Raw genomic sequence first — 24,821 nt, 5'->3', positions numbered from 1 at the left:
AAAACAAAGCCCACGTGAACAAATTATTTGCTGGAAACGGATCTTTCGATCTCGGTAAGAAAATAGGTGAATTCTATGGTCAAGGTCTGGGTGCCATTGAGTTACAAAAATTCAGTGATGGCGAAATGGCTCCGTATTTTAACGAGTCTGTGAGAGGGGCAAATGTTTTTTTGATTCAATCTACAATGGCACCAAGCGACAATTTGATCGAGCTATGCCTAATGATTGATGCTGCCAAACGTGCAAGCGCCTACAAAGCGATCGCAGTAATCCCTTACTTCGGTTATGCACGTCAGGATAGAAAAGACAAACCACGGATAGCCATTGGTGCTAAAATGGTTGCCAATATCTTAACTGCTGCCGGTGCCGATAGAATCATGACATTAGACCTGCACGCAGGTCAAATTCAAGGCTTTTTTGATATCCCAGTGGATCACTTAAATGGTTCTGCCATTTTCGTTCCTTATTTGAGAAGTCTTAACCTTGATAATTTACTCTTTGCCTCTCCTGATGTTGGAGGTGTAAAGAGAACAAGGTCATTTGCACAGCACTTTAATGCTGAGATGGTTGTTATCGACAAGCACAGAAAAAAGGCAAATGAAGTTGCTGAAATGCGAATCATTGGTAGTGTAGAAGGCAAAAACGTTGTGCTTGTTGACGATTTGGTCGACACGGGCGGAACACTTTGCAAAGCTGCTAAAATCATTATGGAACAAGGCGCCAAATCTGTCAGAGCGGTATGTACGCATCCGGTACTTTCAGGAAAAGCCTATGAAAATATTAACAACTCCGTTCTAGACGAATTGGTAGTGAGTGACTCTATTCCGTTGCAGGGCAAATCGGATAAAATTAGGGTCCTTACTGTGGGTGAACTTTTTGCAAAGGCCATCGAAAACGTAACGTCAGACGGTTCAATCAGTCAATTATTTATTTAATATATATATCATGAGAGAAGTAGAGATTATAGGGTTTAAAAGAGCAAATCTCGGTAGAGCTGAAGCAAATAAGCTTCGCGCAGAAGGACATGTTCCAGGTGTATTGTATGGTGGTGATGATTTGGTGCAGTTTTACGCACCAGCGATTCAGTTCCGTCCAGTGTTATACACGCCAAATGCATGTTTCGTAAACATCAACATCGAAGGCAAGACGTACCGTGCTATCGTTCAGGAGTCACAGTGGCATCCAGTAAGTGAAGCATTGTTACACGTTGACTTGATGGAATTAACAGTAGGTAAGAAAGTAAAAATGGACATTCCTGTCAAAACAGTTGGTAATGCACCGGGTGTGGCAAATGGTGGTTCATTGATACTTAAAAACCCAAAATTGAAAGTATTGGCATTGCCTAAAGACATGCCTGAGTCTATCACAATTGATGTCTCAGAATTGAAAATGGGTAAGGCCATCAAAGTTGGGTCTATAGAAACAGACAATTTTGAAATCTTAACTAGTCCAATTGTAACAGTTGTCAACGTTGCTATTCCACGTGCCCTTAGAGGTAAGAGTGAGGAAGAGCTTGAAGCTGAAGAGGCAGAAGCAGCTGAAGCTGCAGCAGCCGAAGCTGGGGAAGAAGCACCAGCTGCTGAATAAGCGGATAAGTATTAGAATATTTCAAATCCTGTTCTTCACTGAACAGGATTTTTTTATTTTCAGCCTATGAAGTATTTAATAGTCGGTTTAGGAAATATCGGACCAGAGTACGAGTTAACCCGTCACAACATTGGATTCCTGACCCTTGATAGACTTGCTGATCAAAAGGGTGTCAAATTTGAAATGGACCGCCTCGCCTATCACACAGACTTTAAATATAAAGGACGTACGATCCACCTCATTAAGCCCACCACGTACATGAACCTAAGTGGCAAGGCCATGAAATACTGGATGCAGGAACTGAAGATTCCCAAGGATAATGTATTAGTTATTGTGGATGATATCGCCATACCTTTTTCAAAACTGCGCATGAGAGCCAAAGGCTCCAGTGCTGGACATAATGGGCTCAAAAACATCGAAGAACTCACCGGAGGGCAAAACTATGCCAGACTAAAGTTTGGCGTGGGTGATGACTTTCCCAAAGGCCGACAGGTTGACTATGTACTCAGCAACTTTACTAAACAAGAATTCGAAGAGCTTCCCTTTGCCATGGACAAAGCCATAGACATGACTTTAGGGTTTTGTACCATCGGTATATCCAGAACTATGACTCAATTCAATGACTAAAGCGAAACAGATCAACCTAGGGATACAAGTTGTACCGATTCTTGATTCAGCATCAAGCTACCCTATTATTGATAGCTGTATTGAATTGATACAGCAGTCTGGCATCAAGCATCAGGTCACACCCTTCGAAACAGTACTGGAAGGCCCTTACAAAGAAGTAATGCAGCTCGTAGATGACATCTTTACCAAAACTGATGAACTAAGCCCAGAAACAGTTATCAATATACGAATCCACAGTAAGCGCGATATAGACGTAATCGCATCAGAGAAAACGGAAAAATTCATTAAGAAGGGTAATTAAAAGCTGAACTGTTCAGATGCGATTTTTTCAGCAGGGCAATCGCAAGGCTCTGGATTAGTACCAAAGGTCACTTTCCAACAATCATCGTAGATAGACTTATAAATCATTTCGATCCTTATTCGTCCCAGTCTCTTTTGAAGTTTCCTAGTTTGATCATTCCATGAGAACCTGACCATAGGTAATTCATAACCTGATTCAAGCACATTGCCATTGACATTATGAATGGAGTAGTTATTCCAATCAATTCCATGTCCTTCTCCTAGAATTGTATCCAAAACCTGATTCAGCGAGTTCATCGGCTTATTATCCACCCAAAGCTTTAGAGACTCCACCATCGCTGGTCCAACTCCCTTATTGTAGGCCTCAAGAGCAAACCCATCACCATCATATTGCTGACCCATGAGCACATGTGGCCAAACCATGCTCTTTTGTTGTGCTCGCATAATCCTTACTTCGTAAAAGGAAACTCCCAGTGCACATGCACTAACAATGATGGCGGTGACTGCCGCAAAGGCTTCTGTCTTGATCTTAGTTTTAAAAATCGGCATGACTAAAAAAAATAGCTAATGTCAATTGAACCCAGAAACTGAAAAAATGTTTGACGACCTGCTTTAAGAAACGGCTCCTGATCGGTCGAGTACCGTATTTAATAGCACATTCGCTCCATTGACAACATCGATATCTTTTGAAAACTCTTCGATATTATGGCTTATCCCTCGAACACTGGGAATAAATATCATAGTTGATGGACAGCAATGATTCATCATCTGCGCATCATGGCCAGCACCACTTGGCATTCTCTTGAGCGACAAGCCAAGCTTGTTAGCAGCACCTTCCACCAAGTTTATCATTTCACCCGGAAAGTGTACTGGCCTGAATCGCACCATGCTTTCTCTATGTACCTCTAAATCCAAATCCTCAACTACCCGATCGATAAACCTATCAATCTCAATTTGTGCCTTTTCCAATGCCTCCGCCTGTGTACTACGCAGATCCAATGTGAACACCGCTTCGCGTGGAATGATATTAATCGTGTTAGGCACATAGTTTATGGCACCTACGGTCGTGAGCACCGGATTTTCTTCTTTTCTGGAATAGTCCCCAATAAACTTGATGATTTCAGCGCTGGCATAGCCCGCATCTTTGCGATACTGATTGGGTGTAGTCCCCGCATGATTCGCTTCGCCTTTGATGGTATAACGTGTCCAATGGATTCCCTGCACCATTTCGACTACACCTATAGCGATCTCTTCTTTTTCTAAAACCGGGCCCTGCTCAATATGAAGTTCTATGAAACTGTCGAAAGCCATGGCTCCAGGCTCCATATCACCATCATAACCAATAGCCTTAAGGCGAGAACCAATTGTCTCATTCGGATTATCATAGGCTTGGGAGGAAAGAATATCATTCAGATCGGCCTGACCACTATAAACATGACTACCCATCATATCAGGTGCGAATCGCACACCTTCCTCGTTGGTGAAGTTGACCAAAGCCAGAGGGCGCTCGGTTTCGATACCTGCATCATTTATCGTATGGATGAACTCTAGTCCTGCCAACACTCCCAATGCACCATCATATCGGCCTCCGGCATAGACAGTATCCAAATGTGAGCCGAAGGCTACCGGTTTTAGATTCTGCTTTCCTTCCCTAAGACCAATCATATTGCCTAGCTGATCAATATGAACCTCCAGTCCCAGACCAAGCATTTGATCTTTCAGTAAATCCCTAGCTTGTTTGTCTTCCTCAGACAAGGCGATTCGTTCAACACCTATTTTGCCCATTTTGCCGATCTGAGCATAACGGGCTATATTTTCTAATAGACGTTGACCGTTGACCCTCATTTTAGCTTATGACCGAACCTGGGTTAACGGCTTCATTAGGTTGAATTAACCTCAGATTACCTTCAGTATCTTCTGCCATTAGGATCATTCCCTGAGACTCTACACCCATCATTTTGCGGGGAGCCAAATTCGCAATAATAGTTACTTGCTTGCCGATCATTTCGGCAGGATCATACTGCTTGGCAATGCCACTTAATATGGTTCGCTTATCGACTCCTGTATCGACAAGAAACTGAAGTAACTTATTTGACTTTTCAACCTTTTTGGCCTCGATAATTGTACCTACTCGAAGATCTAACTTCATAAAATCGTCAAATACAATATCCTCTTTCAGGGGTGCCAATGCGATCTCTTGATTTTCCATTTCGTTTTGTTTCTTAGTGTCCTCAAGCTTTTGAACTTGGGCCTCGATTGTTTTGTCTTCTATTTTCTCAAAAAGTAAGCTTGGTTTCTCCAGAGAAGCCCCTTCAGTCAGTAATTCATCATTCCCTGCACTTGACCAATCCAGCTTTTCGAGATTCAACAGGCTTCTCAGTTTCTCAGTACTAAAAGGAATGAAAGGCTCTGCCACTATAGAAAGGTTGGCCACTAGCTGTAGGGCAATATTGAGAATGGTGCCTACTCTTTCCTGATCAGTTTTGATAAGCTTCCAGGGCTCAGTGTCAGCTAAATACTTATTCCCCATTCTAGCCAATTCCATCATTTCAGCCAAGGCTTCTCTAAATCGGTACTTCTCGATTGACTCCCCCACCTTCTTAGGCACTTGACCTAGCTCATCTAGTACTTCTTTGTCTATCTCGAAGACTTCTCCCCTTGTAGGAATTTTACCATCAAAGTATTTATGGGTTAGCACCACTGCTCGGTTCACGAAGTTTCCGAGTATAGCGACAAGCTCATTATTATTTCTTGCCTGAAAATCCTTCCAGGTAAAGTCATTGTCTTTGCTTTCTGGCGCATTAGAGCAGAGTGCGTAGCGTAGCACATCCTGTTTTTCCGGTAAATCGATTAGATATTCATGCAGCCAAACTGCCCAGTTTCTTGATGTAGATATCTTATCACCCTCAAGGTTCAAAAATTCATTGGCAGGAACATTATCAGGCAAAACATAATCTCCCATTGATTTCAGAATAGCAGGGAATATAATGCAGTGAAAGACAATATTGTCCTTACCGATAAAATGTACCAGCTTGGTATCATCAGATTTCCAGTATGGTTCCCATTCCTTTCCTTCTCTTTCGGCCCATTCACGTGTGGCTGAAACATAGCCAATAGGTGCATCGAACCAAACATAAAGCACTTTACCATCAGCACCTTCTACAGGCACCTTGATCCCCCAATCTAGGTCTCGTGTCATTGCCCGAGGCTGTAAACCTCCATCAATCCAGGATTTACACTGTCCCCAGACATTGGGTTTCCAATCCTTTTTATGGCCTTTAACGATCCACTCGTTTAACCAAGATTCATAATTCTGAAGAGGCAAATACCAATGTTTGGTCTCTTTCTTTATAGGAGCATTCCCCGTTAAGGTGGAAGTTGGATTAATTAAATCGGTGGGATTCAAAGACGAACCACAGTTTTCGCATTGATCTCCGTATGCAGACGGATGACTACAATTTGGACAAGTTCCTGTGATATAGCGATCGGCCAGAAACTGTTTGGCTTCATCGTCATAATATTGCTCGCTTACACGTTCTTCAAATAAGCCTTTCTCGTAGAGCTTCCTAAAGAACATTTGAGCCGTCTCATGATGAGTTTCATTAGAGGTTCTCGAATAGATGTCAAATGAGATCCCCAACTGATCCATAGAACTCTGAATCATTCCATGGTATTTATCAACAATCGCTTGTGGAGTTGTACCTTCCTTTCTTGATCTCATCGTAATGGCCATTCCATGCTCATCAGAGGCACAAATGAAGGCCACATCTTCTCCTTTGGATCTTAAATATCTAACATAAATATCTGCGGGTACATAAACACCTGCCAAGTGGCCAATATGGATGGGGCCATTAGCGTAAGGTAAGGCAGCAGTCACAGTATGCCTTTTGAAATCTCTCTGACTCATATGGGGCAAAGATAGTTTCTTCCATCATAGTAGTCAGTATTTCCATCTTACATTTTATAGAATCAAGCGCGGGAAATTGTCAATTCCATTTTAACTTCTTTATCTTAAACGAGGAATTAACTTTTTAATAAGACATATGACAGCAAAAGAAGCCCTAAAATTACTCAAAGAGGGAAACAAAAGATATGTAAAGGGAGACCTGAAACACCCGCATACTGACCCAGAAAGAAGACACGAAATTGCAGATGCTCAACACCCCTTTGCGGTAATATTGAGTTGTGCAGATTCACGCGTTGTACCAGAACTACTTTTTGATCAAGGTCTTGGTGACTTATTCGTGATTCGAGTGGCAGGTAATGTAGCCAAAGACAAAGTATTTGGCAGTATTGAGTATGCCGTTAAATACCTCAATTCCAAGCTTATCGTTGTGCTTGGACATGAGAATTGTGGTGCCGTAAATGCAAGCTTGGGAGACGCGGACCCTGGAGGTCACATCGGCTCTATCATTGAAAAAATTAAGCCAGCAGTTTATATGGCTAGAAGAATGAAAGGCGATTTACTCACAAATGCCATCAAAGTAAATGCGCAGATTGTGGGCGAAGAATTAAAAGAAACTAAGCCAATTCTATCAGATGCAGTTAAGACTGCAGGTGTGGAAGTTGTTTCTGCCTATTATAAGCTTAGCAATGGTGAGGTAGAGTTCCTCTCATAAAGAAAAACATTCAAAAAGGCCTGATTTTTAATATTCAGGCCTTTTTCATTGCCCTTTAGAGTTTAGCTCCCAAGTTGAGAAGGCTATTGAGAAATCCTTTATTCTCTCCTTCCCTCTTAATAATCAGTGTCATATGCTCTCCATTATGTGGCAAAACACTTTCTGAAACCTCTCCCAGTAAAGCAGTAGCTGAAGTTGTCTTTCCCTTGGACCCCATTATCAGAAGATCAGGTCTAATCGTATCGATCAAAGCATCGATCGGTTGACCTACACTCCTGCCCCGCTCAATACTCGCCAAGTGACCAATAACAGACTTCTTTTTCATTTTTGCCAGGTAATTATCGAGCTCATGTTTGGCGTAATCATTGAGACGCTTGTTAATCTCGCTCCGCTTTGAAAGAATGGCATCAATCTCATCGGCCGTCTCAAATACCTGACTCAGGTACTTGGTCGCATCCTTATAGACATGCAGCGCATGAATTGTTGGCCCTAGACCTAAGTGCTCAAAGTCATTCACCACATTCATGGCCAAGTCAGAATATTCCGAGAAATCCAGTGGCAAGAGAATGGAATTTACAGATTCGATGTAACGATCTGGCATCAAAATCACACTACAAGAAGACTTACGTACCATCTTTTTACTCAAAACACCGACACGATTCATATTGCGCCTTCCCAAGATCGCCAGGTCTATTTTATGAGCATTCTCGAACTTTAGCAATTCCGTCAGTTGATTCCCCGATTTTACATGAACCGTGACCGGCTGTTCAGGATGAAATGTATCACTGACCAGTTGCTCCAATTTTGACTTGGTCTGCTTAATATCCGGAAGCATTAAGTCTGGAATATCCATTAACACTTCCTTTGGTATATCCAGGTCCTTAGCCACATAGACTAAATGAATTTCATTAGGGGTAAATTGATCGGCCAGAGCCGATACATTCTTTAATAGATTTAATTCTGAGTTGTTGACATCTACGCCAATCATCCATCTTTCAAACTTCTTCATAGTGAGTTCTTAATTATCAAGTAATCTGGATTAAATACATGTAAATAGGCAGTCCCAGTGTGATATTAACCGGGAAAGTTATCGCCAAGGCCATAGGGATATAAATACCCGGATTGGCCTGAGGAACAGCTATTTTCATAGCCGCAGGAACTGCAATGTAAGATGCGCTGGCACCCAATATTGCAAAGATGAATCGGTTACCGATATCATCCATTATAAAACCACTTATCAGCGCGATCACACAGCCATTGAACAAGGCGAAAATGATCGCAAATGAGGTTGTAAACCACCCCTGATCTAAGAAAGACTTTAGCTTTTTACCACTTTCAATACCCATATCTAATAAGAATATGGCCAGGAAACCCTTGAAGAGGTCAGTGGTAAATGGGGCAATACCCTGTGCTTGTTCTTCACTGGCCATCCAACCGATCGCAAGGCTACCTAGGATCAGTATTACACTACCATTGGTGAAGGCATGCTTAACGAGTTTACCTATGCTCGTAGATTCAGTTGTCCCTTTGGAAAAAAGGCGAATGAGTATAACACCAATGACTATTGCTGGTGCCTCCATAAAAGCCATCACTGCCACCATATGTCCGCCAAAATCGATGCCCTGCATCTCTAAAAAAGCGACTGCAGTAACAAAAGTCACAGCGCTAACCGAGCCATAAGCTGCCGCAATGGCTCCTGAGTTTTCTACCGTGAGCCTGCGCTTCAAGATGAAAAACGCTATACATGGAATCATTACCGCGATGAATATCCCAAAGACAACGCTCCAGATAATATCGCTATTAAAGGTACTGTGGGCTAGCTCCTGTCCTCCTTTGAACCCAATGGCAAAAAGGAGATAAAGAGAAATGAACTTTGATGATGTCTTTGGAATTTCCAGGTCACTCTTGAGTTGAACCGATAGTATCCCAAGGATAAAAAAGAGTAGTGCTGGATTGGTGAGATTCTCAGCAAGTAGGTCAAGATTCATAGATCAGTTTTGTTAAACTGAGTGCAAATATGATTCGTCTAATTCATATATTTTTATTTATCTTTATTATGATTATCATAAATATTTTTTATGAACTATACACTTCACCAATTAAAAGTCTTTGTCACAATTGCGGAGCACAAGAGTATTACGCTAGCCGCAGACGCGCTTCATTTAACTCAACCTGCAGTCTCCATTCAGCTCAAAAATTTTCAGCAACAGTTCGATATTCCACTCACAGAAGTAGTTGGTCGTCAGCTATATATTACTGACTTTGGTAAAGAGATAGTTGAAGCAAGCCAGAACATTCTAAATGAGGTAGACGTCATCAATCAGAAGTTGATCATGTTCAATGGGCAAATTGCTGGAAAATTAAAGTTGTCAGTCGTCTCTACCGGGAAGTACATTATGCCCTATTTCCTGACGGATTTCTTAAGAGACAACCCCGGTGTTGAGCTCAAAATGGATGTAACCAACAAAGCTGCGGTAGTCAGAAGCCTTGAAAATAATGAAGTAGACTTCTCTCTCGTGTCTATTCCACCTGAGCGACTTGCCCTGGACCAAATCCCACTCATGGATAACAAGCTCTTTCTTGTGGGTAATAACGAGAGCCCACTTCAAACCAAGTCAAGTCACAAGCAAAAAACCCTTGAATCCCTTGATCTAATTTTTAGGGAAGCTGGCTCTGGTACACGACAAACAGTAGAAAGGCATATCCAAACGGAGAATCTCAAGATTAGCCGAAAACTAGAATTGACCTCCAATGAAGCAGTTAAACAGGCTGTACTCGCTGGACTCGGACACTCTATTATGCCCTTGATCGGCATAAAAAACGAACTGGAGTTGAGTGATCTCAAAATCATACCGGTGAGAGGGTTCCCCCTTCAGTCTACATGGCAGTTGGTATGGATGAAAGAGAAAAAGCTTTCCCCAAGTGCAAAAGCTTTTTTGCAATATGTTGAGGAGAAAAAAGAAAGCATCATCAAAGAAAAGTTTGGTTGGATCTCTGACTACTAAGTACAAGGACAGATGCCACTTGTAACCTAACATTTATAACTAGCTTTGCACCTGCTTATGCCCATAGAATATAAAAAATCACAGCCTAAAGAAGGCCAAGCCAACAACCCACTCCATGGGGTGAAACTTGCCGATATATTGGAATACCTTGTAGCTACACAGGGTTGGGATAAAATGGCTCAGGTGGTATCTATCAACTGTTTCAAGAGTGATCCCAGTATCAAATCAAGCCTTAAGTTCCTCAGAAGAACGCCCTGGGCTCGAACCAAAGTAGAAGCGTATTACCTAAGGTGCATTAAGTAAACTTTTAACATGAAGAATTCACCTGAACATAAAAAGTCAAGTCGCTTTGCCGAAGCTTTGCGAAACAAGGCTAAAGAAGTAGCTCCTTCAAAGTCAAAGATCAGAGAGATCAAGCCAAAGAAGGGTTCCAAGCTACATCCGCGCAATAAGCATCATGGTCGATATGATTTGAAGCAGTTGGTAAAAGTCAACCCTCCCCTTAGTAAGCACATTGTCAAAAGCTTGAGAAATGAAGACACGATAGACTTTTCCAATCCAGAAGCGGTGAAATTATTGAACGAAGCCTTGCTCAAACACCACTATGGCATAGCGTATTGGAGCATCCCTGAAGGCTATCTCTGCCCTCCTATTCCTGGCCGAGCAGATTATATTCACTACATCGCTGACGTGATTGCTGAAAGCAATTTTGGCAAGGTGCCAAAAGGAGTGCAAATCACTTGCCTCGATGTCGGTGTTGGTGCCAATTGTGTCTACCCCATCATTGGCAATGCCAGCTACGGCTGGTCATTTATCGGTTCGGATATTGACCCCGTTTCCATAGCCTCTGCAAAAAAGATAGTTGACAATAACAAAAGCCTCAAGGGCAAGGTGGAAATCCGTTTGCAAGAGAACCCAAAGGATATTTTATATGGTGTAATCGATCATGAGGAAAAGGTAGATGTCGTAATCTGCAACCCTCCATTTCATGCTTCACAAGAGGCTGCATTGGAAGGTACTTTGCGCAAGCTGAGTAATTTGAATAAAAAGGAAACCAAAGAAGCGAAGCTAAACTTTGGCGGACAAGGTGGTGAACTTTGGTGCGAAGGTGGAGAGAGGCGCTTTGTGGGCGATATGATCAGAGAAAGCAAGAAATTCGGTAAATCCTGCTTTTGGTTTTCTTCTTTGGTCTCAAAACAATCTAATCTAAAGGCCATTCAGGAATACCTTCAAATTGCAGGGGCGGCTGAAATCAAAGTTATGGCCATGAGCCAGGGTAACAAAGCCAGTCGCATTGTTGCCTGGACCTTCCTGTCTGAAGCTGAGCAATCAGACTGGCAGAGAACCAGATGGAGGCAGTAACTGACAAGCCACTACCTCCTCTATCGTCTATCTTTCGAATACATGTCTATTACGCATAAAGTACTCTGATTCACCCTCGTACTTCACCATTTTTATGTAGACGATTTTTTCAGGAGTGACGTCCACAGTCTGCTTAAACGATGCCTTTTTGTTATTATCACGCCCTTCACTAGACATTTTCAGCTTCCAATGATCCAAGTCGGTAATTTCGCTTTCGTCTAATTTCCAACTGCCATTGTAGAGGATCTTATTTTTCTTGATTTCGAACATTCCCTTTCTCTTCTCAACGCGTCCGTCTCCCTCATTATAGAAATACTCGAATTTCAGTTTTTCATTGTCAAATTTCGCGACCATACGGACCGTCAAATCAACCATGGTTTTATCATCTCCATAATTGAGATAAGTCAGTGTTCCGTTCCACTCGCCCTCATATACCTTTAAGTGATCAGAAGTCAAATCTTGGTTCAGTAAAAAACCGAGAGATAAAAGAATTGTGCATACTAGAGTTTTCATTGCTTTTTCGTTTTCCCTTCCAGTTACCAAAGGCTTGCCAAAAACACAACCAATTGATTACAAGTAGTTTATCTTTCAAAACGATTGAAAAACTGTTTCACTACGAAACACAGCTATGATGCAAAGCGGAACAAACTAACCCTGACAGGAAGGGTTTAACTTAAAGTTTCCAGCACAGTTCTCATTTACAGACAATAACATTACCTTTGCGGCCAGAAAAATTAGGCTATGATTGCAGCACAAAACATATCTCTCGCATTTGGTAAAAGAGTTCTCTTTGACGAGGTAAATATTAAGTTCACAGGTAATAACTGCTATGGCGTTATTGGTGCCAACGGTGCGGGTAAGTCTACCTTTCTTAAAATTCTCTCAGGAGATCAGGATCCAAACTCAGGTAAAGTGATCATAGAGCCGGGTAAGCGCATGGCGGTACTCAAGCAAAATCACTTCGAGTTTGATGAGACTTCCGTGCTTGATACTGTCATGATGGGTCACACTGTTCTCTGGAATATCATGAAGGAGAAGGATGCTATCTATATGAAGCCCGATTTTTCTGAAGAAGACGGTATCAAAGCCTCTGAACTTGAAGCGCAATTTGCAGAGATGGATGGCTGGAATGCGGAATCGGATGCGGCAGCCCTCTTGAGTGGCCTAGGGATCAAAGAAGACCTGCACTACAGTCTAATGAAAGACCTCAACGGTTCTCAAAAAGTCCGTGTTTTACTAGCTCAAGCCCTCTTTGGCAATCCAGACATTCTTATTCTTGATGAGCCTACGAATGACTTGGACCTGCAAACCATAGCCTGGTTAGAAGACTTTCTACTGGAGTTCAAGAATACAGTGATTGTCGTATCTCACGACAGACACTTTTTGGACACCATTTGTACAAACATTGTAGATGTAGACTTTGGACAGGTAAAGCTATTCACTGGTAACTACAGCTTTTGGTATCAGTCAAGTCAATTGGCACTAAGCCAACGATCAGCAGCCAATAAAAAAGCAGAAGAGAAGAAAAAAGAGCTACAAGAGTTTATTGCCCGATTCTCAGCTAACGCATCTAAATCTAAGCAAGCCACGAGTAGACGTAAGCTCTTGGATAAAATCAATGTAGAAGACATTCAACCTTCTACAAGAAGATACCCTGCCATCATCTTTCAGCAGGAAAGACAAGCGGGAGATCAAATATTAGAGATCAAGAACCTTAGCAAATCCACTTCGGAAAAAACACTTTTCAGTGGCCTGGACCTCTTTGTAAACAGAGGAGACAAGATTGCTGTATTAAGCAAGGATAGTCTCGCCACCACGTCACTGTTCCAGATCCTAATGAATGAAGTAAAAGCGGATACTGGCGAGTTTAAATATGGTCAAACCATCACCAAATCATATCTACCCAATGAGAATGCTGAGTTCTTCACCAGTGACTTGAATCTGGTCGATTGGTTGAGACAGTTCACTGAAGGAGAAAAAGATGAAGTCTATATGCGTGGATTTTTGGGGAAAATGCTTTTCTCAGGTGAGGAAGTTTTCAAAAAGTCAAATGTCCTTTCCGGGGGTGAAAAAGTCCGTTGTATGCTTTCTAGAATGATGCTCGCTCAAGGAAATTTGCTGATCATTGATGAACCCACAAACCATCTTGATCTGGAATCTATTCAGGCATTCAATAATGCGCTTAAAGACTTCCCTGGTACAGTGTTGTTCAGTTCTCACGATCATGAATTCACACAAACAGTGGCCAATAGAATCCTTGAAATCGGACCAAAAGGCTATCTGGATAAGCTTTGCACGTACGATCAGTATATTGAGAATGAAGCCTTTGAGGCGCAGCGTGCTGCTATCTATTAATACTGCCTTCCGTTCATAGGTAAAAAGTATGCCATTCACTGAATTGAGTTAACAAATTGCTCCTAGGGTTCGACCTTGGAGTAATTATTAACCCAAAAGTGAATCAGATGAAAAAAATATTTCTAGTACTCCTCCTCGGAGCCTTTGGATTGAGCGCTCAAGCTCAAGACAAAGAACCCGCAAAAATCGATGGCACATGGACTTTGACCATGAATACTCCTCGAGGTGAAAGATCAGGAGAAATTGTAATTACCCAGGATGGCGCTGAAGCTACTGCCGAAACTGAAGAAGGACAGGAATTTGAGATTAGCATAGATGGTGATGAAGTTACTTTCGTTCAAACGATAGAGTCCCCCATGGGTGAAATCGAACTGAAATTTGTCGGAACGGTTTCTGGCGGAGAAATGGAAGGAACTGTGACCATGGAATCAGGCCCTATGGCAGATCAAGAAATGGAATGGACCGCGGTAAAAGAGGAAGAAGATAGCCCAAAGCAATAGATTCCCAACAATTATTATGATACGAGTCTGGTCTAGGGCTATATTTAGGCATGCGACTTGAAACTGACCGACTCGTATTACATGAACTTTCCTGGAATGACCTCGACACCATCCATGCTTTTCACAGCATCCCAGATGTTGCAAAGTTCAACACGATAGGCATTCCTGAGGATGTAGGCGTTACCAAAAACATCATAAAAGGCGCCATAGAAGATCAGAATAACAAGCCAAGGTCTATTTATGGATGGAGTGTAAGGCTCAAGCTTGACAATACATTTGTCGGTGAAACCGGAATGTCCCCATCGAACGATCGCTTTAAACGAGGTGAAATCCACTACCACATAACACCCGATTTATGGGGGCAAGGCTATGGTACAGAAATCGCCAAGAGGCTTATTAAGTTTGGTTTTGAAGATCTCAAACTCCATAGAATAGAAGCCGGAGTTGCCACCAATAACATGGGCTCGATAAGAGTTCTGGAGAAATCAGGCATGCAAAGAGAAGGCATACGCAGAGGTATTCTTCCAATCAGAGGTGAGTGGTGTGATAATTATATGTACGCGATCTTGGAAGGCGACTATTTCCAAAAGGAGCACAGTGACTAGGACAACCACACTCCAAACCCCTGCCCTCTTTGATTTTGATCAATGCTATTTCTTCTTAGATAGAGGCTATGACGAATGCCTATATCGATTGGATAAGCAAAAAGTACATCGGGCCATTACCTATGAGGAAGTACTTTTACCTTTTTCGGTAATGCACAATAATAATGAGCTCATTATTGAAACACCCAAAAACCTAAATGACAATCAGTTAGAATTCATCAAAGAATACGTCACAGAGTGGTTCGATCTAAAACGAGACATTCAACCCTTCTACGATCTTCTAGGCTCAAAAGCGAGCCTCAAACTACTAGTAGATAAGTATCATGGGCTTAGGCTGATTGGCATTCCAGACCTTTTTGAAGCCATGTGTTGGAGTATAATCGGTCAGCAAATCAACCTCACCTTCGCTTTTAAACTGAAGAGGAAGTTGGTTGAGCTTTATGGAAAATCAATCGAATGGAACGGTCATAAACTATTCCACTTCCCAACGCCTGAAGCCCTGGTACACTTAGATGAAGAACTCTTACGTGCAAATCAGTTTTCAAGAGGAAAGATTCAATACCTCAGAAATGTAGCCTTGGCTTTTACTCAAAACGGACTCAGCAAAAAATCCATTAGTGAAATCCCTGATTTTGAGTCTAGGCAAAAGAAACTTATTGACATTAAGGGTATAGGCATCTGGTCTGCCAACTATGCCCTGATGAAAACTCTCCACCAACCGGAAGCAATTCCCTTTGGTGACACAGGCTTGACTCAGTCCTTATTTAACCACCAAATCATTGCCGACAGAAAAGATGAGGTTGCCATTAAGAAGTTCTTTCAGACAGTCAAGAACTGGGAGGCTTATACAGTCTTCTATCTGTGGCGAAGTTTGGCAGATTAAACAAATGTCATTAGTAGATCAAAACAGGCCATTAGTCGATTGAAAATGCCAAATTCTTACAGATTTATAAATCTGTAATTCCCTTTTATCGCCTCGAAACCTTGATATCAAGTCAGTCGCTACATTTCCAGCAACAAATAGTTGAATGAGAAACGTATTGCTGATAATAGCTTGCCTTATCCCTTTGGGGCTGAGCGGGCAAACATTGGATCAGAAGATCCAAGATGAGATATTGGATATCTTGGAGGTTCAAGAGAAGGACACGCTACCCGGTGGTGCACTTCTGCTATTGAAATCTGGAGAACCAATATTCAAGAAATATTTCGGGCTTGCCAACTTAAGCGAAGGTATAGAGATCAATAAAGACACACGTTTTCACCTTAACTTTCTGACCCAAGACTTCATAGCGCTTGCCATAAAACGCTTTGAAGAAAAAAAACTCCTTTCTTCAAGTGACTTGGTTAAAGAATATATTCCTGAGTTACCAGAAGTAGCCAAGAACGTCACTATTCACCATCTCTTAAATCACACCAGTGGCTTATACGACTATTGGGCCCTAAAATCACTCGGTGGGTGGGACTATGACGATGTTTTCAAAAAACATCAGGCTTTTGAAATGTTGAGCAAAATTGAATCACTTAACAGTCCTTCTGGTCAGCGGTATAACTTCTCCAATACCAACTACTTCCTACTTGCAGAAACCTTAAGACGCGTATCGGGCAAAAGCTTGAATTCGATCTTAAAACAGGAGTTTTTCGAGCCCTTAAATATGGGAAGTGCATTTATATCTGAAAACTACGCGCAGCCCACTCAGAACAAAGCTCACTATTACTTTGACTATGGAAATGGCCCCCAAACCAGTTATGCCAAATATGGTAATGACTCCGGCACAGTAGGTCTGTATATGACTTTAGATGACTTTCAAAAATGGCTGCATTTCATTAATAATGAGACGCTTACAGAGGCATTACCGACTTCCAAACAAGAAAGTGGTGGTCGTAATTTCTACTATCAGGATGCTTATTACTTCGGCTATAGAGGTTTTGTCGGGACATTTCCGAATGAAGCGCTCACCGTTGTGCTTCTGAGCAATGACTACTACTACAATACGCACGATCGTGGACTAGAAATAGCCTCTCTCCTCTTACCTGAGACCCCAGAAGCTCAAAGCCCACCAGATGAGCTACAAAGCCTCACAAGTCCGAAGCAAATCACTGGACATTATTGGGACTCAGTTGGAATGCATGCCAAACATATTAACCTCAGAAATGACACCCTTTACTATCAAACTCCAAGGGGTTGGTCCAGTCCGTTGGTGTTAGAAAACGGAAAATTCCGTATGATTAACAGCGGATCTAACCGATCGATCCGATTCTTCCATGAGAATGGGGAAATGAAAATGACGATCTATTCCAATGACGTTCCCGCGAATAATTATACTCAGTTCACTCCACAACAATATGGCGTTAACACACTTGAGTCATTTACAGGTAAATACTATTCAGAGATAGTCGGATCGGTTTATGAATTTATCATACGAGATGGTTATTTGGTCGCTACCAACCTCAGAACAGAAGACATTATTCTTGACCCACTCACCGAGGACAAATTCGCCAGTGAAGATGCTTGGTACTTCAGTACTGTGAAGTTTTCGAGAGATACTCAAAGCCAAATCACCGGCTTTTACCTAAACACCCCTGAGATAAAAGATTTATGGTTCGAAAAACTCAAATTAAAATGACGAAAAGCAGAAAATCGTATTTACAATTCATCGTGTTCATTGGCTTACTAATAAGCACTTCAGCACATGCCCAATCAAGTTATGACTTGACAACAGTCAAATCCAAAGCGGACAGTGTTTTCAAAGAATGTCTCAACGCCCCGGGCTGTGCAGTGGGAATTATGTACAAAGAGGAACCAGTTTACACGAAAGGTTATGGCTATTCTAATCTTGACTACAATACAACCACTACAGAGGAAACCGTTTTTGAAATTGGTTCTCTGTCTATGCACGCTACAGCAAGTGCCATAATGCTACTTGAAAATGAAGGAAGAATATCGTTGGATGATAACATCAGGAAATATCTTCCCGAACTTCCTGACTACGCTGAAGGTACCATTACGATAAGACACTTGCTTACGCACACCAGTGGACTCCGTGATTATATCGTGTTAATTATGGCCGGTGGTCGACCGCTAGATATTGAATTTGACAACGAAGACGCACTAGAACTCATGAGCAAGCAAAAGTCTCTTTGTATGATTCCAGGGTCGAGCTTGAGGTTTTCATTCTCAAATTATACAGCCCTGGCCTTAATCATAGAGCGAATCACTGAGAAAAGCTATGCGGAATACATGACGGAAAACCTATTTGGTCCTGCTGATATGATCAATACAATGGTCTATCAAAACCCACAGGAAGTTATTTCCAATAGAGCAATCTCTTACGAGGGCGATGCACCCAACTATCAAAAAGTGCTATCGGAAAAGTTTACGGCTAATGGCAGTCTTCATATTATGACTACCATCAATGACTTTATCAAGTGGAATAGGTTTCTAAAAACGAGGAGACTAGGAAATCAAAGCCTTTTTGATAAACTCTCCACAGTTTCCTCTCTCAACAACGGTCAACAGCTTACCTACAGGTTCGGTTTAGAAGGAGGTACTTTTAACGGATATGAATTAATGGCGCATAATGGGTATGCCTTTGGCTACAGTGCCATGTATCTAAACTTTCCTGAGGAAGAACTCTCGTTGATTGCCATGAGTAGTAATATGAATTTAGCTGCTCCAGGCAAAGCATACGATCTCGCTGATGCAATTCTACCTCCTAAGTCAACATCATCTACTTCAAACACCACTGCTCAGACAAGAAAGACCATCAAGCTGAGAAAAAAACAACTTGACAAATTCAGTGGTGATTACTTCGACTCAAAGTTCGCTTATACGCGAAAGGTTTATGTCAAAGGTGATACGCTCAGACTAGAAATTAATCCCGAAGCGATTCGCACATTAGTACCTGTCTCAAAAAACGAGTTTACCATACCAGGTTCCTCTTCTCATGTTAGCATTGTATTTGATGAGCTAGTGGGTAACATGAGGATGTCAGTATCGATTGATGGAGGTGAACCAGCAGTTTACGAATCCTTTGCTCCTGCGAATTACACGAGCAATCAACTTCCCCAATTTAACGGAGAGTTCTTTTCTGAGGAATTGGGTGTAACCTATACCCTAAAGCATGAAGGCACAACACTTTCCACCTATGTCGGAGAAAGAAAGCTCGTTGATTATGTGGGAATCATGGCCGATAACTTTACCTCCGAACACGATGGTTATATATCTTTTCAAAGGGACTCCAATGGCAAAATCATTGGCTTTATTCTATCTGACTACTCGCTAGGAAGTATCTCATTCACTAAATCCTAGTGTGAGAGGTGTGGCTGAGCCACACCTCTAATTTCCTATTCTGTTCTTAAGGTTTCTGCCGGGTTCATCAGCCTGACTCTTCGCATTTGAATGTTTATTGTCAAAGCAGCCACAATGAGCAATAATAAGCTGGCCAGTCCTAATGGAATAATATCCACCGGTAAGTGTTCACCGTAAACACTTACAAGCAATAAACTGACGACTTTGACTGCCAGCAAACTCCCGGCAACGACCGCAAACAATACGATGAACGAGAACCGTTTGTAAACATCTCTCAATAAACTCAAGGCAGAAGCGCCTAATACTTTCTTAATCCCGAAATCCTTAAACCTGGCAGAAATACTAAGTGATACTAAACCAAATAGTCCCATGGCTGAAAGCAATACCGCCAGGGAAGCGGTAAAGACCAATACATTTCTCAGTCCTCTCATATCTTCAAACTCTCTTTCGCGCACATCAGACTGAAAATGAGCAGAAAATGCAGTCTCACTATCCACCTTCGACCAGGTTTCCTCAAGCTCATCTCTCAATGCTATCATTGTGCCACTTCTAGCCTGAAAGGTCAGAGTGGTTAAAAGAGAGTCGGCCTCAGCTTTGAAAACTGCCGGCTCGATGCCATCTTGGAAAGAACTGTAGAAATAATCCTTCAGGACTCCCACTACTTGAAAATTGGCACTATCAATTGTCACCGTTGTGCCGACAAAATCTTCCAACTGAAAAGCCTTAACGAAGGCTTCATTCACAAGTACTGCAGAAGTCAAGTCGCTCGGTAGCTTCTTATCGAAGTAGCGGCCTTCGACCAGTGGTATTTCCATAAACTCGGGATAGTATGCGTCACTTCTTAAATACTGCCCTTCATATTCAAGCTCGCCAACTTTCATTTTCCGAAAGTCCCAGTGATTATTCAGACTATTAAAACTGGCTGCTACATCCAAGACATTAGGGTTTTTCATTGCCTCAGATCTAAAGGCCTGAAAATTCTCTTTTGACAAGTTGACAACCAGCTTGTCATTTTGGTTATAACCCCAAGCCTTGCTCTCGTAGAGGTTATTATTCTGGACTGAAGAAACTCCGGCAACAATGGTAATCATGGCCAGCACAAATTGAAAGGTCAATAGCGCCATGGTAAACCTCCTCTTTCCACCCACTTTTTCAGCACCCCTGAAAATTCTAACGGGCTTGAATCTTGAAACGAAGAACGCAGGGTAGGCACCCGAGGCAAAAGTCAAAAAGAACAAGAGGCCAAGAAGGAAGATTTGAAGATTAGCATGGTTAAGAATATCCAGCTCTAGTGTACTCCCTGAGATAACATTGAACTTTGGAATAAAAAAGCCAGCCGCTAAGAGACAACCAACCGATATTGCCAAGGCACAAAGGATGAAGTTTTCAGTTAAAAATTGAACTACCAGTTGCCCTCTTTTACTACCAATAACTTTTCGAATACCGATCTCTTTGATCCTTCTAGTAGCCATAGCAGTGGCGATATTGATGTAATTGAAAGTGGCCAAAATCAACATAAAGGAGGCAATACATGCCAGTAAGATCATCGGTGCCATTGGGGGCACCGAACCAATACCATATCGGATACGATCGGCATTTTTTGCCATTGTTGTTAAAGGCTCTAAACCTATTGCCTCATACTTTCTATCCAGGTTAAAACCGTTCTGAACTTCGACCAAAGACTGTAATTGACCTAGAACTTCTTGAACTGCGACACCTTCTTCCAGCTCTAAGAAAAAATTCGCAGTTGTTTCTTTCGGGTCAGCATCTACTGTATAGAAATCTGGGTGAATAATGACTTCAGGCCTTAGACTTGAGTTATTAGGAGCTTCTTCAAAGACCACTCCTACTTCAAATTCATAACTTTCACTACCAATAGTTATCGCCACGGTCTTCCCTATTGGGTACTCATCGTTAAAATATCTTTTTGCGGTTTGTTCGGCCAAGCCAATCTTATCTTTACCTGCCAAAACCTCTTTTTCACCATATAAAACATCAAATGAGAAAACATCAAAGTATTCTTTGGTAGTGAATGCGGCATACTCTCCAAAACTCCTATTAGTTAGGTTGACTTCCACACCCCTAGTGTTGTATTGTACCACGTTTTTGACACCAGCATAATTCTCTCTAATGAGATCACCGATAGCCCATGAGAAGTATCCGTATTCATGCACATCATTTTCCTCAAAGGCTTGATGTGTACCGAGGTAAATGCGATCACCGTTTTCATGAAAAGAATCTCTAACCAATTGAAATTCGATGTACTTAAATGCGACCAGACAGCAGCCTACAGCTAATGAGAGCCCAATCATATTGATAGTTGAAGGCATCCTCTGTTTCCAAAGATTCCTAAGACCGATTTTGAAATAGTTTTTGAACATACCTATGTTGTTTGAATTTTGAGTTTTGTTTGATTTCCTCTTAATATTCGACCACCTAAACAGGCGTATGACATCCCAGGCAAACGACCTCTTTGCCTGCTTGATTCCTTTTTCTTCTAAGCGCCAATAAAACAGCTCATGTACATCTCCTTGGATCTGCTCTAATAGCTTTGGGTTACAGTACCAGCCTAAAAAGCGATCGGCCCACCGAGGAGGTTTTTCTATTCGATCACTCATTTCTTAGCGTATCCACAGGGTTTATTCTAATAAGCTTTCTTACTTGAGTATTTACGGTAGATATCATGACCAATACCAATACAAGAATACCAGTAAGGATGATCGCTAGATTAAAATCTGGATAGTAAGTATGAGCCATATCAAGGATTGGGGAGATCAGGATTACTGAAGCGCTGCCACCAATAATGAAAGCGATCAGGCTAATGACACCAAATGGCCTGTATACATCTTTATACAAGTGCTTTTGTTCTGCTCCCAATACCTTCTTAATACCAAATCGCTTAATGTTATGCTTAATATTCAAAGATACCAGTCCGAAAATGCCCATAGCCGCGAGAAAAATGGCAATCGAAGCACAAAATATCATAAGGTTTTGGGTTCTTGTACTATCAACAAAGTAGACATCAAGAATATCTTCCATTGGTATTAATAGAGCATCTGTTGTTTGGGTATCCATCAAAATTTCTTTAATAGCGTTCTCTACATCACCAACTTTTCCGTCAGACACTTTAATAGTAAGATGATTGTAATCAACATCTTCACCTACCTTTATAATTGTTGGCAATATTGGACTTGAAAACCCATTGTAAAAATAGTCTTTCACGATGCCCACTATGGAAAATTCTGCGCTATCGAGTATGACCCTAGAATTCAGGCTGTCGAGGCCCGAACGCCTTAGAAAAGCTTCATTTACTACAATTGAGTTAGCTTTATCGGTAACGCTCTCCTCATCAAGAAAACGGCCTTTCAATAGTCTTAAGCCCATCAACTGCGCATAGTCAGCTTCTGCATAGGCGACCCTTGTCTGAATAGACCGATCGTTTATCTCTATATTTAAAAACCTTCCTAAACCAGTTATCCCACCACGATTACCCGAGATTGATTCAACACCAGATAGACCTTCAATCTTATTTCGTAGCACTTTAAAATCACCCCCTTGTACATTAGCCATGGCTAGTCTATTAGACCTTTCAAAGCCCCAATCCCTACGTTTATTATGTTGTTCCGTATAAATAAACATCAAAGCATTCACAAGGGTGATTAGCGCGAGTGCTAATTGAATCGAGAGTAATACTCCGGTAAGACGTCTTTTGCTTTTCTTACTGGTCGCATCTCGGAAGATAGCGGTGGGCCTCATCTTTGCTGCTATATACGCAGGGTACACCCCGGACGCCAGAGTAATAAAAGTCAATAGACCCAAAATGAAAAGGAGTATCCTTGGATTACCAAAATCAAAGAAAAACGCCTCATCAGCTACAACATTAAACCATGGCAAAAAGAAGCCCTTAGCCAATGCTAGCCCTAACAATATGGACAAGAAACAGAGTATAAAGTTCTCTGTCAAAAACTGTAGGATAATATGAAACCTATTGCTTCCAACCACTTTCCTGACACCAATTTCCTTAACTCTGCCCATGGCCATTACCGTTGAAATATTGATATAGTTAAAGGTGGCAAGCGTCAACATGAAGAGTGCAATTACACCGATAATCAGGATTCCTTCATAATTTATTCCCCAAGCGAAAGTGCCTGCCAATTGAACACCTAAATCCATCATCATAGTAAATGGCACCATCTCTATAGAGCGGTACTGGGAGGCTATATCCTCAGGGAGTAAATTGAGCATCTCATTGAGACTGTTGGCTACCGTTGCAATGGACTCCTTATTTGGAATGGTAAGAAATGTAAAGGTGCCACGACCAATGACCTCCTTTAATGCTGGCATACTTGAATAGTTGATCAATACGTCTACTTGCATATTTGTTTCATGCTGACGATCATATATCACAGCTGAAACAATAAAATCCTGCTTTACCCCGGCCCTCACATTCAGAGTGACTGTTTTCCCAATAGGATACTCACTACCAAAAAGTTTCTCAGCTACTGATTCACTAAGGACGACCTCTCCAATATTTGTCAGTGGCTTTTCTTCTCCATACTTTATTGGAAAGGTGAATTCACGGAAGAACTCAGGGTCAACAAAAGATATTGACTGCCAAAATTCCTTGTCATTAACAGAAACATCTCCAACACCTGGATAATATCTTACTATGGACTCAATTCCAGCTACATTTCCGGGTATCAAACCACCGATATCTGATGTAGTGCGTGCGTAGTATCTCAGAGTGCCTTCAATCAGATGAACCGGAGTAACCAGATGAATCTGATCCTTCTTTTCATGAAACTTGTCAACAATGAAGTCTTTAATAGAAAATTGGTAAGCGACCAAGCAGCAAGCGACAGCCAGGGCTAGGCCAAAGCCATTAATCAAGGAGGGCATTCTCTGCTTCCAAAGATTCCTAAGACCGATTTTGAAATAGTTTTTGAACATGGCAGTGTTGTTTAATTTTTGAGTTTTGTTTGATTTCCTCTTAATATTCGACCACCTAAACAGGCGTATGACATCCCAGGCAAACGACCTCTTTGCCTGCTTGATCCCTTTTTCTTCTAAGCGCCAATAAAACAGCTCATATACATCTCCTTGGATTTGCTCTAACAGCTTTGGGTTACAATACCAGCTTAAAAAGCGATCGGCCCACTTAGGAGGTTTTAATTCGTCTTTACTCATTGTGAGAAACTATAAGAACCTGAAGGTGATAATTGGTTGTATAATTTCTCTCTGACTGTTCTGACCTGATCTAAAGTCGCTCGGCCACTGGAAGTCAGATAATAATTTCTTTTCCTTCTCCCTCCTCTTGTACTCGAGGATCCGCCCATTTCAGAGCGTAGAAAACCTTTTTCCTCCAATCGATTCATCACTGCATGCACGGCACTGATATTAACCTCACGACCTGTCTGCTCCTTGATTTCTTTGAGTACCGAAACACCATACGCTCCTTCATACAGCACTCCTACCACTAGTAATACCAGTTCTTCTAGCTCGCCAATGTTAGTCCCCTTCATATCGAAACAATTATATTTACAAACATAGAT

Annotated in this window: 23 protein-coding genes; 14 read left to right on the top strand and 9 right to left on the bottom strand. The window is 41.7% G+C overall.

Annotated features, from left to right (window positions below; translation table 11 throughout):
- Window positions 1–14: 14 nt before the first annotated feature.
- From BFP97_RS02855 to BFP97_RS02840, 4 genes are all read left to right on the top strand, one after another.
- A complete protein-coding gene (locus BFP97_RS02855; protein WP_069844174.1) occupies window positions 15–935 on the top strand; it encodes a ribose-phosphate pyrophosphokinase in 921 nt (306 codons plus the stop codon).
- 10 nt (window positions 936–945) lie between these two features.
- Window positions 946–1,587, top strand: coding sequence for a 50S ribosomal protein L25/general stress protein Ctc (locus BFP97_RS02850; protein WP_069840965.1), 642 nt, complete (start codon window positions 946–948; stop codon window positions 1,585–1,587).
- Between the two features lie 66 nt (window positions 1,588–1,653).
- The gene (gene pth / locus BFP97_RS02845; protein ID WP_069840964.1) at window positions 1,654–2,214 is read left to right on the top strand and encodes an aminoacyl-tRNA hydrolase; all 561 of its coding nucleotides are present in this window, start codon (window positions 1,654–1,656) and stop codon (window positions 2,212–2,214) included.
- The gene (locus BFP97_RS02840; protein ID WP_069840963.1) at window positions 2,207–2,515 is read left to right on the top strand and encodes an MTH1187 family thiamine-binding protein; all 309 of its coding nucleotides are present in this window, start codon (window positions 2,207–2,209) and stop codon (window positions 2,513–2,515) included. Before pth ends, BFP97_RS02840 begins: the two co-directional genes overlap by 8 nt.
- On the opposite strand, the gene BFP97_RS02835 is transcribed toward BFP97_RS02840, so the two are convergent.
- From BFP97_RS02835 to metG, 3 genes are all read right to left on the bottom strand, one after another.
- Window positions 2,512–3,063: a hypothetical protein gene (locus BFP97_RS02835; RefSeq protein WP_069840962.1), complete on the bottom strand. Its 552-nt coding sequence runs from the start codon at window positions 3,061–3,063 to the stop codon at window positions 2,512–2,514. The two genes, BFP97_RS02840 and BFP97_RS02835, sit on opposite strands and share 4 nt — an antisense overlap.
- Window positions 3,064–3,126: 63 nt before the next feature.
- Window positions 3,127–4,359 (bottom strand): M20 family metallo-hydrolase, encoded by a 1,233-nt coding sequence (locus BFP97_RS02830; RefSeq protein ID WP_069840961.1) that lies wholly within the window; start codon window positions 4,357–4,359, stop codon window positions 3,127–3,129.
- A gap of 1 nt (window position 4,360) precedes the next feature.
- Entirely contained in the window at window positions 4,361–6,421 is a 2,061-nt protein-coding gene (gene metG, locus BFP97_RS02825) for a methionine--tRNA ligase (RefSeq protein WP_069840960.1), read from the bottom strand.
- Between the two features lie 136 nt (window positions 6,422–6,557).
- Here metG and BFP97_RS02820 point away from each other — a divergent pair, with 136 nt between their 5' ends.
- Entirely contained in the window at window positions 6,558–7,133 is a 576-nt protein-coding gene (locus BFP97_RS02820) for a carbonic anhydrase (protein ID WP_069840959.1), read from the top strand.
- 55 nt (window positions 7,134–7,188) lie between these two features.
- Here BFP97_RS02820 and BFP97_RS02815 read toward each other — a convergent pair whose 3' ends face one another.
- Together BFP97_RS02815 and BFP97_RS02810 are read right to left on the bottom strand one after the other, a co-directional pair.
- Window positions 7,189–8,142 carry a universal stress protein gene (locus tag BFP97_RS02815; RefSeq protein ID WP_069840958.1) on the bottom strand — a complete coding sequence of 318 codons (954 nt, stop codon included), beginning with the start codon at window positions 8,140–8,142 and terminating at the stop codon, window positions 7,189–7,191.
- A 16-nt stretch (window positions 8,143–8,158) separates the two neighbouring features.
- On the bottom strand, window positions 8,159–9,121 hold the full coding sequence (locus BFP97_RS02810) for a sodium-dependent bicarbonate transport family permease (protein ID WP_069840957.1): 963 nt from the start codon (window positions 9,119–9,121) through the stop codon (window positions 8,159–8,161).
- A 90-nt stretch (window positions 9,122–9,211) separates the two neighbouring features.
- Here BFP97_RS02810 and BFP97_RS02805 point away from each other — a divergent pair, with 90 nt between their 5' ends.
- Genes BFP97_RS02805 through rlmF form a run of 3 tightly spaced genes read left to right on the top strand, consistent with a single transcriptional unit; the run spans window position 9,212 to window position 11,500 of the window.
- A complete protein-coding gene (locus BFP97_RS02805) occupies window positions 9,212–10,138 on the top strand; it encodes a LysR family transcriptional regulator (protein WP_069840956.1) in 927 nt (308 codons plus the stop codon).
- A gap of 57 nt (window positions 10,139–10,195) precedes the next feature.
- Window positions 10,196–10,441: a VF530 family DNA-binding protein gene (locus BFP97_RS02800; protein WP_069840955.1), complete on the top strand. Its 246-nt coding sequence runs from the start codon at window positions 10,196–10,198 to the stop codon at window positions 10,439–10,441.
- A 9-nt stretch (window positions 10,442–10,450) separates the two neighbouring features.
- Complete coding sequence (gene rlmF / locus BFP97_RS02795; RefSeq protein ID WP_083262398.1) at window positions 10,451–11,500, top strand: 23S rRNA (adenine(1618)-N(6))-methyltransferase RlmF; 1,050 nt, start codon at window positions 10,451–10,453, stop codon at window positions 11,498–11,500.
- A gap of 27 nt (window positions 11,501–11,527) precedes the next feature.
- On the opposite strand, the gene BFP97_RS02790 is transcribed toward rlmF, so the two are convergent.
- Window positions 11,528–12,013 (bottom strand): hypothetical protein, encoded by a 486-nt coding sequence (locus BFP97_RS02790; RefSeq protein WP_069840954.1) that lies wholly within the window; start codon window positions 12,011–12,013, stop codon window positions 11,528–11,530.
- Between the two features lie 228 nt (window positions 12,014–12,241).
- Here BFP97_RS02790 and BFP97_RS02785 point away from each other — a divergent pair, with 228 nt between their 5' ends.
- The 6 genes from BFP97_RS02785 to BFP97_RS02760 all read left to right on the top strand — a co-directional run bounded on the left by BFP97_RS02785 (window position 12,242) and on the right by BFP97_RS02760 (window position 19,269).
- A complete protein-coding gene (locus BFP97_RS02785) occupies window positions 12,242–13,855 on the top strand; it encodes an ABC-F family ATP-binding cassette domain-containing protein (protein WP_069840953.1) in 1,614 nt (537 codons plus the stop codon).
- A 107-nt stretch (window positions 13,856–13,962) separates the two neighbouring features.
- Entirely contained in the window at window positions 13,963–14,355 is a 393-nt protein-coding gene (locus BFP97_RS02780; protein WP_139135163.1) for a hypothetical protein, read from the top strand.
- A gap of 50 nt (window positions 14,356–14,405) precedes the next feature.
- Window positions 14,406–14,960, top strand: a complete 555-nt coding sequence (locus tag BFP97_RS02775) for a GNAT family N-acetyltransferase (RefSeq protein WP_069840952.1) — start codon at window positions 14,406–14,408, stop codon at window positions 14,958–14,960.
- The gene (locus BFP97_RS02770; protein ID WP_069840951.1) at window positions 14,953–15,843 is read left to right on the top strand and encodes a DNA-3-methyladenine glycosylase family protein; all 891 of its coding nucleotides are present in this window, start codon (window positions 14,953–14,955) and stop codon (window positions 15,841–15,843) included. Before BFP97_RS02775 ends, BFP97_RS02770 begins: the two co-directional genes overlap by 8 nt.
- 145 nt (window positions 15,844–15,988) lie before the next feature.
- Entirely contained in the window at window positions 15,989–17,584 is a 1,596-nt protein-coding gene (locus BFP97_RS02765; RefSeq protein WP_083262396.1) for a serine hydrolase domain-containing protein, read from the top strand.
- Window positions 17,581–19,269 carry a serine hydrolase domain-containing protein gene (locus BFP97_RS02760; protein ID WP_170827390.1) on the top strand — a complete coding sequence of 563 codons (1,689 nt, stop codon included), beginning with the start codon at window positions 17,581–17,583 and terminating at the stop codon, window positions 19,267–19,269. Before BFP97_RS02765 ends, BFP97_RS02760 begins: the two co-directional genes overlap by 4 nt.
- 35 nt (window positions 19,270–19,304) lie before the next feature.
- On the opposite strand, the gene BFP97_RS02755 is transcribed toward BFP97_RS02760, so the two are convergent.
- From BFP97_RS02755 to BFP97_RS02745, 3 genes are read right to left on the bottom strand one after another with little or no spacing between them, the layout of a single operon-like run.
- A complete protein-coding gene (locus BFP97_RS02755; RefSeq protein WP_069840948.1) occupies window positions 19,305–21,887 on the bottom strand; it encodes an ABC transporter permease in 2,583 nt (860 codons plus the stop codon).
- The gene (locus BFP97_RS02750) at window positions 21,880–24,456 is read right to left on the bottom strand and encodes an ABC transporter permease (protein ID WP_069840947.1); all 2,577 of its coding nucleotides are present in this window, start codon (window positions 24,454–24,456) and stop codon (window positions 21,880–21,882) included. The genes BFP97_RS02755 and BFP97_RS02750 overlap by 8 nt, the downstream gene beginning before the upstream one ends.
- Window positions 24,453–24,791 carry a PadR family transcriptional regulator gene (locus BFP97_RS02745; protein WP_069840946.1) on the bottom strand — a complete coding sequence of 113 codons (339 nt, stop codon included), beginning with the start codon at window positions 24,789–24,791 and terminating at the stop codon, window positions 24,453–24,455. Before BFP97_RS02745 ends, BFP97_RS02750 begins: the two co-directional genes overlap by 4 nt.
- Window positions 24,792–24,821 lie beyond the last annotated feature (30 nt).

It is taken from the genome of Roseivirga sp. 4D4, assembly GCF_001747095.1.
Lineage (GTDB): Bacteria > Bacteroidota > Bacteroidia > Cytophagales > Cyclobacteriaceae > Roseivirga.
Note: the sequence above shows the minus strand (reverse complement) of the source record. Positions and strands in the feature narration are given on the sequence as shown.